This is a genomic window from Streptosporangium sp. NPDC006013, assembly GCF_040614275.1.
GTDB lineage: Bacteria > Actinomycetota > Actinomycetes > Streptosporangiales > Streptosporangiaceae > Streptosporangium.
In genome coordinates this window covers 1-8,951 of sequence record NZ_JBEXUE010000412.1, presented here as the reverse complement: position 1 = coordinate 8,951, position 8,951 = coordinate 1, and the positions used below count along the sequence as shown (strand labels likewise).

Sequence of the window (8,951 nt, the reverse complement as noted above, 5' to 3'; positions counted from 1 at the left end):
GCGACGGCCCTGACCCTGGGGTTGTGCGCGGCCCCGGCCCGCGCGGCCTACGAGTACCCCTTCCGTGATCCCTCGCTCCCGCTGAGCCAGCGCGTCGACGACCTGCTCGGCCGGCTCACCCAGGCCGAGAAGATCTCCTGGCTCCACCAGTACCAGCCCGCGGTGGACCGCCTGGGCATCGGGCTGTTCAAGACCGGCACCGAGGCGCTGCACGGCGTCGCCTGGTCCACCGACATCGACAACGGCGGCAGCGTGGTGACCGCCGAGGGGACCGTGTTCCCGCAGGCCGTCGGCCTGGCCAGCACCTGGAATCCCGACCTGATCAAGAAGGTCGGCGCCGCCGTCGGTGACGAGGCCAGGGGATATCACGCGGAGAACCCCCGGCTGTGGGGCCTGCAGCTCTGGGCGCCGGTGGTCAACCTGCTCCGCGACCCCCGCTGGGGCCGCAACGAGGAGGGCTACTCCGAGGACCCGCTGCTCACCGGCGCGATCTCCACCGCGTACGGCTCGGGCATCCAGGGCGACGACCCGGACCACCTGCGGGCGGCCCCGGTGCTCAAGCACTTCCTGGCCAACAACAACGAGGTCCGCCGTGACACGACCTCCTCCAGCCTGCGCCCGCGCGTCCTCAACGAGTACGACGTCCCGGCGTTCAAGACCGCGCTGCAGGCGGGCGCGGCCACCGGCGTGATGACCGCCTACAACCTGATCAACGGGCGGCCCGCCACGGTCACCGACCTCAACTCCACGGTCAGGACCTGGACCGACAGGCCGCTGTTCAACGTCTCCGACGCCGGCGGGCCCAACAACCTCACCGGCTCCCAGGGCTACTTCGCCACCCAGGCCGAGGCCGCCGCCGCCATGCTCAAGGCGGGCGTGGAGAGCTTCACGGTGAACGACACCAATGCCGCCCCGACGGTGGCCGCGGTCAACGAGGCGCTGACGCGAGGGCTGCTGACCCAGGCCGACATCGACACCGCGGTACGCAACATCCTCGGCATCCGGTTCCGGCTCGGCGAGTTCGACCCGGACGGCGGGCCGTACGGGAAGATCAGCAAGGACGTGGTCGACAGCCCCGCGCACCGCGCGCTGGCCCGGCGGACCGCGGCCGAGGCGGCGGTGCTGCTGAAGAACTCCGGGAAGACCCTGCCGCTCAGCCCCGCCAAGAAGGTCGCGGTGGTCGGCCCGCTGGCCGACACCCTCTACACCGACTGGTACTCCGGCAGGCTGCCCTACAAGGTCACCCCGCTCGCCGGGATCAGGGCGCGGTCCGCCGCCGCCGTCACCAGCGAGGGCGTCGACCGGATCGCGCTGAAGTCCGGCGGCAGGTACCTCACCGCGGGCACCGGGGCCGGTGCCGACCTGAAGCTCTCGGCGACCACCGCGGGCGCGACCGAGCAGTTCGACGTCTTCGACTGGGGCCAGGGGATCGTCACCCTGCGCAGCGTCGCCAACGGCAAGTACGTCAGCCGGGCGAACTGGTCCACCCTGGTCAACAACCAGGAGCAGCCCACCGGCTGGTTCGTCCAGGAGCAGTTCAAGCTGGAGGCGCAGGCCGACGGCACGACGCTGCTGCGCTACGCCGGCTACGAGACCGCCTACGACTGGTTCGGCCCGAACAAGTACGTCAAGGCCGCGGCCGACGGCACGCTCAGCCTGACCACAGCCGAGGACGCCACCCGCTTCGAGAAGGAGACCGTGCGCAGCGGGATCGCCGAGGCGGTCGCGGCGGCGAAGGGCGCCGACACGGCGGTGGTCGTGGTCGGCAGCATGCCGTTCATCAACGGCCGTGAGGACCACGACCGGACCGACCTCGGTCTCGCCGAGGGACAGCGGGCGCTGGTGGAGGCGGTGCACGCCGCCAACCCGAACACCGTGGTCGTGCTGGAGAACAGCTACCCGACCACGATCGACCGGCTGCAGGAGAAGGTCCCGGCGATCCTGTGGACCACGCACGCCGGAGCCGAGACCGGCAACGCGCTGGCCGACCTGCTGTACGGCGACGCCAACCCGGCCGGACGCCTCACCCAGACCTGGCCCAGGGCCGGTGCCACCCTGCCGGACATCCTCGACTACGACATCGTCAAGACCGGCGCGACCTACCTGTACTCCAAGGCCAAGCCGCTGTACGCCTTCGGCCACGGCCTGAGCTACACCACGTTCGGCTACCAGGGTCTCAAGGCCACCGCCAGGAGCGGCGGGTACGAGGTGAGCGTCAAGGTGACCAACACCGGCTCGCGCGCGGGCGACGAGGTGGTCCAGCTCTACACCCACCAGCACGCCTCCCGGGTGGAGCAGCCGGTCAAGCAACTGCGCGGCTTCCAGCGGGTGCGGCTGGCCCCGGGGGAGTCGAAGACGGTGAAGTTCTCGCTCAAGACCGCGGACCTGGCCCTGTGGGACGTGACCAGGGGTCGCTTCGCGGTGGAGCCGTCCACCCACGACGTCATGGTCGGCTCGTCCTCGGACGCCATCCGGCAGCGCGTGACCGTACGGGTGGACGGCGAGCGGATCGGTCCCCGCGATCTCACCCAGCCCACCCGCGCCGCCGACTTCGACGACTACGCGGGGGTCGAGCTGGTCGACGAGACCAAGGTCCGCGGTGACGCGGTCGGCGCCTCGGCGGGCGAGTGGATCGCCTTCAAGGACGTGGACTTCCGGGCCGGGGTCACCGGCGTGCGGCTCGGGGTCGCGGCGGGTGCCGCCTCCTCGGTCGAGATCCGGCTCGGTTCCCCGACCGGCAGGCTCGCCGGGACCGTGCCGGTGGCCGCCACCGGCGGGATCTACTCCTGGGCCACCGCCGCTGCCCCCGTCACCGGCGTACGGGGTAAGCAGGACGTCTACCTGGTCTTCAGGGGCGCCCTGCGGGTGAAGGACGTGACCTTCACCCGCTGACCCGGCTCCGGCTCCGGCTACGGCCCGCTCCCCGAGGGGAGCGGGCCGTACGTGGTTGAAAGCGGTTTTCCGGGTACGGGCGCTGAAAAGGGAAGCATCGGCCCAGGTAGCGCGTTGTGGCCGTTTCGAACCGTGATTTCGATCAATTCTGAGGAGAACACCATGACGAGTACGGAACGTCCCGCCGAGGCGTCGGGCCAGTTCGCCATCGGGGGCGACCTCACGGTCAACCGCCTGGGGTACGGGGCGATGCAGCTCACCGGAAAGGGCGTGTGGGGAGAGCCGAGCGACCCCGAGGAGGCGGTCCGCGTGCTGCGCCGCGCCGTCGAGCTGGGCGTCAACTTCATCGACACCGCCGACTCCTACGGCCCGTTCGTCTCCGAGCTGCTGATCAAGAAGGCGCTGCACCCCTACCCCGAGGACCTGGTCATCGCGACCAAGGCGGGGCTCACCCGGTCGGGCCCCGACGACTGGCGCCCGGTCGGCCGCCCCGAGTACCTGCGCCAGCAGGCCGAGCTGAGCCTGCGCCACCTCGGCGTGGAGCGGATCGACCTGTTCCAGCTGCACCGCATCGACGCGAAGGTGCCCCTGGCCGACCAGGTCGGGGAGCTCGCCCTGCTGCAGCAGGAGGGCAAGATCCGGCACATCGGCCTCAGCGAGGTCAGCGTCGAGCAGGTCGAGGAGGCGGGCAGGTTCGCGAGGATCGTCTCGGTGCAGAACCTCTACAACCTCGCCCAGCGCGACGCCGAGCCGCTGCTGGAGTACTCCGAGGCCAACGGCATCGGCTTCATCCCGTGGTTCCCGCTCGCCACCGGCAAGCTGGCCGAGGAGGGCGGCCCGCTCGCCGAGGCGGCCAGGGCACACGGCGCCACCCCGTCCCAGCTCGCCCTGGCCTGGCTGCTGAAGCGCTCCCCGGTGATGCTCCCCATCCCCGGCACCTCGAAGGTCGCCCACCTGGAGGACAACATCGCCGCCGCAGGCGTCGAACTGACCGACGACGAGTTCGCGGTCCTGTCCAAGGGGGCCTGAGAGACGGACGCCGCCCGTCCCCGATGACCACGACGGGCGGCTCCGTTCAGCAGCACGCGATGCGACGATCGCCTGATGCTCAGACGGCCAGAGCGCGGCGCCGTGCTTGACGGCTCTCATGAATCAGCGTGGGGACGGGGCCGAGTGTGGCATGGCCCGCAGGAACATGTCACCGAAGCCGCATGCGCAGTCGTGCGAGGACCGCTCGGCGCACCGGGCCATTCCGTCGGTGACACCGCGCTGCAAATGAAGCCACAGAGATTTACAAGTGGGGACCAGTAGGTTCCCGGCATGAGAAAACGATCTTCCACCCTCGCCGTCCTGGCCGTCGCCGCCGTACTCGCCGCTCCCGCCACAGCCTCGGCCACAGCGGGATTTTCGGCGGCAGGGATTTCCTCCGGCGCGCCGGCTTCGGGGATCAACGCCTTCTCCTTCCAGGGCATGAATCTGAAGATTCCCGCCGGCTGGAGGGTGCACCGTAACGGGAACAGCGCCGTAGTGGTGACCGGAAAGTGCAAGAGGCCAGAACCCTTCGCCCCGAACTGCCAGGGGTTCTGGGTGTTCGGCGCAAAGGCGATCACCAAGGTCCCGGTCGGGGGTGGTTTCATCACTTACACCGGCAAGGAGCAGTTCTATCCCTTCAGTGGCATAGTGCCCTGTCCGTTCAACGCCAAGACCAGTTGGTTCCCTGGTGAGAAGGCCACCTCGACAGGTCTGCACCAGGTCGGACGCGGCCACAAGGCGAAGTACACCGCCTGGCCCAACCAGTGCGTGACGAACAACGGCGGACGGCGGACGGCGAGCTTCACCCAGCGGGAGTGGTTCCTGCCCTCGTCGAAGATTCTGGTGGTGGACGTCTGGAACACACCGGGGCTGTCGAACGTGCTCAAGCGCGCCACCTGGAGCTGACCGTGAATCAAGTGCCGGACCGGGGCGTCCGGCACTCCCAGTGCGCCGGGCCGTTTGATCGGTAGCCCCCATCCCCGGTTTCCACGTCCGGCGCGACAAGGTCAGGCACACGGACAACAGTGAGAAGAGAGATCTTGACGACTTCCGGAAACGACCAGGCCGGGGTCTTCGCCATGACCCGGCTGTTCTCGATCGTGCATCTTCGCCTATCGCTTCTGATGTCCCTCGGCGTCACGGTGGTGATGGTCGCGGGTTTGCGGATCATGTTCAGTGACTGGGAGCAGGGCCCCGGCGCTGCCTGGCTCATCTCCCTCGGCATACCGGCCGGGGCACTGCTGGTGCTCTGGCTCATCTTGGCGGTGATGCTGCGGCCGCAGGTGTACCTGCGGGACATGAACCAGATGCTGGCCGGCCAGAGTTGGGCGCACTGGCACTACGACGAGGCCGACTGGAAGGCCGCGAACGACATCGAGAGGCGCCGTGATCGGCGAAACTCGTACACGACCTTGCTGGTCATGATGGCCATCGGTCTGGTGAGCGTGGTAGTCGGGTTCGCCACGAGCGATGACACGGCCATTTTCGCCGGTGCGTTGATCACCGCCATAGGGCTCGTGGGCATGGCGATCGCGACAACCACCACCCTGATGACGCGCAGCCGCCCGCAGGGCGAGATCTACATCAGCCCGCTCGGTGTCTACCGTCTGCCGGGCGGGTATGCGGTGCTGTACTCGCCCGGTGTCAGGCTGCACGAAGTGGATTTCGTCGAGGCCAACGATGAGATCCCCGCATTCCTGAGGTTCACCGGGATGGTGCAGGGCAGGTTCGGGGAAACATTGTCGAAGCTCGCCGACGTCGCGGTGCCCTCCGGAGGTGAGGGCGAGGCGCGGGCGTTGGTCCAGCGCTTCCAGACTGAAGTACTCAAATCGCGCTGACGGGTCTTGCCTCCGGCAAGCTCGCCACCACCATATGTCGATGTACGACCGGCTCGGTTCGTCCCGGTGGTCGCTGCCTGCTGGGAAGGTCTCATCGTGACGATTCAGATAGCGGTTTGCGGTCCGCGTGACTGCACCGGCGAGGATGAGTCCAATGCCCGCGAGATCGGCCGGCTGCTGGCGGAGCGCGGCGCGGTGGTGATCTGCGGTGGTTACACGGGAGTCATGGCCGCCGTGGCGTCCGGCGCCCGCTCGGCGGGCGGGACGGTGGTCGGCATCCTGTCCCGAGCGGACCGGGAGCACGCCAATCCGGACCTTTCCATCGTGATCCCGACCGGCGTCGGGGAGGCGCGAAACAACATCATCGTCAACTCGGGTGATGCTGTGATCGTCGTCGGTGGATCGTGGGGCACCTTGTCGGAACTGGCGCTCGCGATGCGCCACGGCCGCGCCCCAGTGGTCCAGCTCGGCGGCTGGCGGCTGCTCGACCGTGCGGGGCATCCGGTCGCCGGTGTCAGGTACGTCTCGTCCCCGGAGGAGGCGCTGGCGGCCACCGGGCTCTGGCCTGACCACTGACTCCTTTGGACACTGCCCGGCCGGGCCGGGCAGTGTCCAAAGGAAGGGCCCACGCTCACGCCCCGCTGTGCTCCGTCGGCCAGGTCGCCGATCGCGGGGAACGAGCCACCGCGGCCGGGGTGTTCCCGTGGGCCAAGTCCGCGTCGTGGCACCTGTCGGTACGGAAACCGTGGACGAGGTCAGCCGCGGGCGCGGTTGACGGCGGTGGAGACCGCCAGCGGGATGGCCAGCAGGCCCAGCAGGGTGAGCTGGGTCGTTCTCGCTTCCAGGCCTCCGCATTCCGTGGGGTCGTCGCCGAACCAGGGGATCAGCGTCCCGATGGGCGCCCCGCAACTTCCGACCGGCCACAGGACCAGCGCCAGGATCAGCGCGAAGAGCAGGACCAGCCATTGCTGCGCGCCGGACGACTCCAGTTCGGGCTCGAAGCGGCGGCGCCACTGGCCGTAGGCCCAGAAGTAGAACGCGAGCGCGAGCAGGCTGAAGATCACCGGGAACGCGTCGGGGCGCTCCCGGGCCAGCACGAGGTGCGCCGCGGCCACCGCCACCAGGACGGCGGTGAACCACCAGGCCAGGTGCCAGGGCACCGTCCACGGGCCGATCCGCGCCCACCCGGTCGCCTTCTCACCGCCGTCGCCCCTGTTTCGCATGGCGACGAGCATGGCTCATGCCGCTTGTGGGCGACTTGGAACCGGATAGGGCAGCGACCAACTCGCGGGCGAGACGGACTGGGAACCGCGTCATCGCGATGTGCCGATCCGTCGCCGGTCCTGCTGAGGCCCGAACATCGCCTGGTGTGCTTCATCGGAGTACTAAGCCGATGCCAAAGCGCATACAAGTCAATTCCAAGAGTGCTGTCCAACTATGCACTTGACGAGGAGAAAGCAGGCGGGAAGACGTTTTCCCAGCTCAGGGATCTTCTCGTGGGGGCCGGCGTCATTCTTTCACGGAAAAAGCCACCGGGAGAAACGAGAGGCAGCACGTACGGATCGGCGCGCAGTGGTCCCATTCGAAATCGAGAATCACTTCGACCATGAACCCAAATGGGCGCCCGAGCCGTCAGACGACCGGCTTTACCGGCCGTGCCCCGCTCCCCGAACGTGCCTGGCACCGCAGCGGACGCGTACCGCGGCCTGGCCCCCTTCCGGAGTGCGGCGGAAAAGACACTCGCGGCCCATGCCACCGGGCAGCCGTCACGCACAGAAGTAAAGAGGACCAACGTGAGTGTTCATGCATTCGACATGCTGTGCCGCGCCGTGGAAGAAACGGACGCGGGCCGCACTGACACCGCCCGGCGCTGGCTGGACAAGCTACGCGGCCTGATCGCCCCCGAGAAAGTGGGCGATGACTTCCTCTACCTGCTCTACCACGACGCCTTGGCCCGTCGGCTCGGCACTCACCAGGATGAGCGGGACAATCTGTATCTGTGCCGTTTCGAGCGGCCGCAAATCGAGTTGTTCGACCTGGTGGCCGAACACCTGCCGGTGGTGATTCTGGCCGGTCGTATCGGCGGTGCGCTGCTCGCCGGTCACCTCGCCGGGCGGGACACGGCCACCCTGATGTCGGTGGGCATCGGCTCGGGAGGCCAGGAGGCGGCGGTGCTCGCCGCGCTCGCGAATCGCGGCCAGGCCCCCGGGCGGCTGACGGTGATCGGGGTGGACCCCGCAGTGGGCAGCCTCCACCAGGCCGAACGATCCATCCGCGACACTCGTGTCCCGCTGGACTTCCATCAGGTGCCCCGCTTCGCCGAGCACATGACCGACGAGGACTGGGAGCTGGTGCGCCGAGCACCACGCCCGCTGGTGGTGAACGCCGCATTCGCGCTGCACCACCTGCGGGACACCGCGTCCGGCGCCGACGAGAGGAACACGTTCCTGGCGAAACTGCGCGATGCGGAGCCGGACGGCGTAGTACTGTGCGAGCCGGACTCCGATCATCATCGGGTGGCACTGCCCGAGCGATTCCACAACTCGTGGCGGCACTTCCACTCCGTCTTCCGGCTGATAGACGCGCTGGACATCTCGGTCGCCGACCGTAACGCGATGAAGCTGTTCTTCCGGCGTGAGGTGGTCGACATCGTCGGCACGGCGGACGACGAGGAGCGCTACGAACGTCACGAGCCGGCCGGGACATGGCTCGCGCGACTGCGCGAGGCCGGTTTCCGGCCGATGCCCGCACCCGCGGAGTCGGTGTCGGAACCGATCCCTCCCGCTTTCATCCGCCAGGATCCGGACAGTGTGCGCATCGGATTCGACGGCGAGTCGCTCCTGTCCGTCATCCACGCGGTGCCGGCGCACGGGTAGGTGACGGCCGACCGGCACGGGCCGGCAGGTCCGTGCCGGTTGCGGGCGATGTGCGGCCTACTTCCGGGCCTGGCTACGGGCCGGGATCCGGTCGCGGCGGCGATCCCGGCCGGTGTCCGCGGCCGGTGACGACCTGGTCCGTGACCCGCTCCTGGGCGCCCAGGCGGCGGGACACCACACCGAGCAGCCACCCCCCGGAGAAGTAACCGAACCTCCGGCCCGGCGCCGCAGGAAGGCGAGCAGTTCGGCCAGCCGCTGATCGTCGCCTCCGCCCGTCGGCGGCCCGGGGAAAGGCTCGTCCGGCGTCTCCTCG

At 69.0% G+C, this 8,951-nt stretch carries 8 protein-coding genes; 6 read left to right on the top strand and 2 right to left on the bottom strand.

Annotation, left to right across the window (positions count from 1 at the left end):
* The 5 genes from ABZ260_RS39685 to ABZ260_RS39665 all read left to right on the top strand — a co-directional run.
* On the top strand, positions 1–2,892 hold a 2,892-nt coding region (locus ABZ260_RS39685; RefSeq protein ID WP_355627866.1), incomplete at its 5' end, for a glycoside hydrolase family 3 C-terminal domain-containing protein.
* A 162-nt stretch (positions 2,893–3,054) separates the two neighbouring features.
* Complete coding sequence (locus ABZ260_RS39680) at positions 3,055–3,921, top strand: aldo/keto reductase (protein WP_355627864.1); 867 nt, start codon at positions 3,055–3,057, stop codon at positions 3,919–3,921.
* Between the two features lie 291 nt (positions 3,922–4,212).
* On the top strand, positions 4,213–4,830 hold the full coding sequence (locus ABZ260_RS39675) for a hypothetical protein (RefSeq protein WP_355627861.1): 618 nt from the start codon (positions 4,213–4,215) through the stop codon (positions 4,828–4,830).
* A gap of 134 nt (positions 4,831–4,964) precedes the next feature.
* On the top strand, positions 4,965–5,762 hold the full coding sequence (locus tag ABZ260_RS39670; protein WP_355627858.1) for a hypothetical protein: 798 nt from the start codon (positions 4,965–4,967) through the stop codon (positions 5,760–5,762).
* A 96-nt stretch (positions 5,763–5,858) separates the two neighbouring features.
* Entirely contained in the window at positions 5,859–6,338 is a 480-nt protein-coding gene (locus ABZ260_RS39665; RefSeq protein ID WP_355627855.1) for a TIGR00725 family protein, read from the top strand.
* A gap of 179 nt (positions 6,339–6,517) precedes the next feature.
* Here ABZ260_RS39665 and ABZ260_RS39660 read toward each other — a convergent pair whose 3' ends face one another.
* On the bottom strand, positions 6,518–6,985 hold the full coding sequence (locus tag ABZ260_RS39660; protein WP_355627853.1) for a hypothetical protein: 468 nt from the start codon (positions 6,983–6,985) through the stop codon (positions 6,518–6,520).
* Between the two features lie 570 nt (positions 6,986–7,555).
* Between ABZ260_RS39660 and ABZ260_RS39655 the strand changes: the two genes are divergently transcribed.
* Entirely contained in the window at positions 7,556–8,638 is a 1,083-nt protein-coding gene (locus tag ABZ260_RS39655; RefSeq protein WP_355627850.1) for a GRAS family protein, read from the top strand.
* A gap of 57 nt (positions 8,639–8,695) precedes the next feature.
* On the opposite strand, the gene ABZ260_RS39650 is transcribed toward ABZ260_RS39655, so the two are convergent.
* Positions 8,696–8,951: hypothetical protein (locus ABZ260_RS39650; RefSeq protein WP_355627848.1), on the bottom strand; the 256-nt coding region annotated here is incomplete at its 5' end.

What these genes read in the sequence shown, in the direction of transcription:
- ABZ260_RS39660 (WP_355627853.1), bottom strand. Translation starts at nt 6,985, where the DNA reads ATGCGAAACAGGGGCGACGGCGGTGAGAAGGCGACCGGGTGGGCGCGG.
- ABZ260_RS39680 (WP_355627864.1), top strand. Translation starts at nt 3,055, where the DNA reads ATGACGAGTACGGAACGTCCCGCCGAGGCGTCGGGCCAGTTCGCCATC.
- ABZ260_RS39675 (WP_355627861.1), top strand. Translation starts at nt 4,213, where the DNA reads ATGAGAAAACGATCTTCCACCCTCGCCGTCCTGGCCGTCGCCGCCGTA.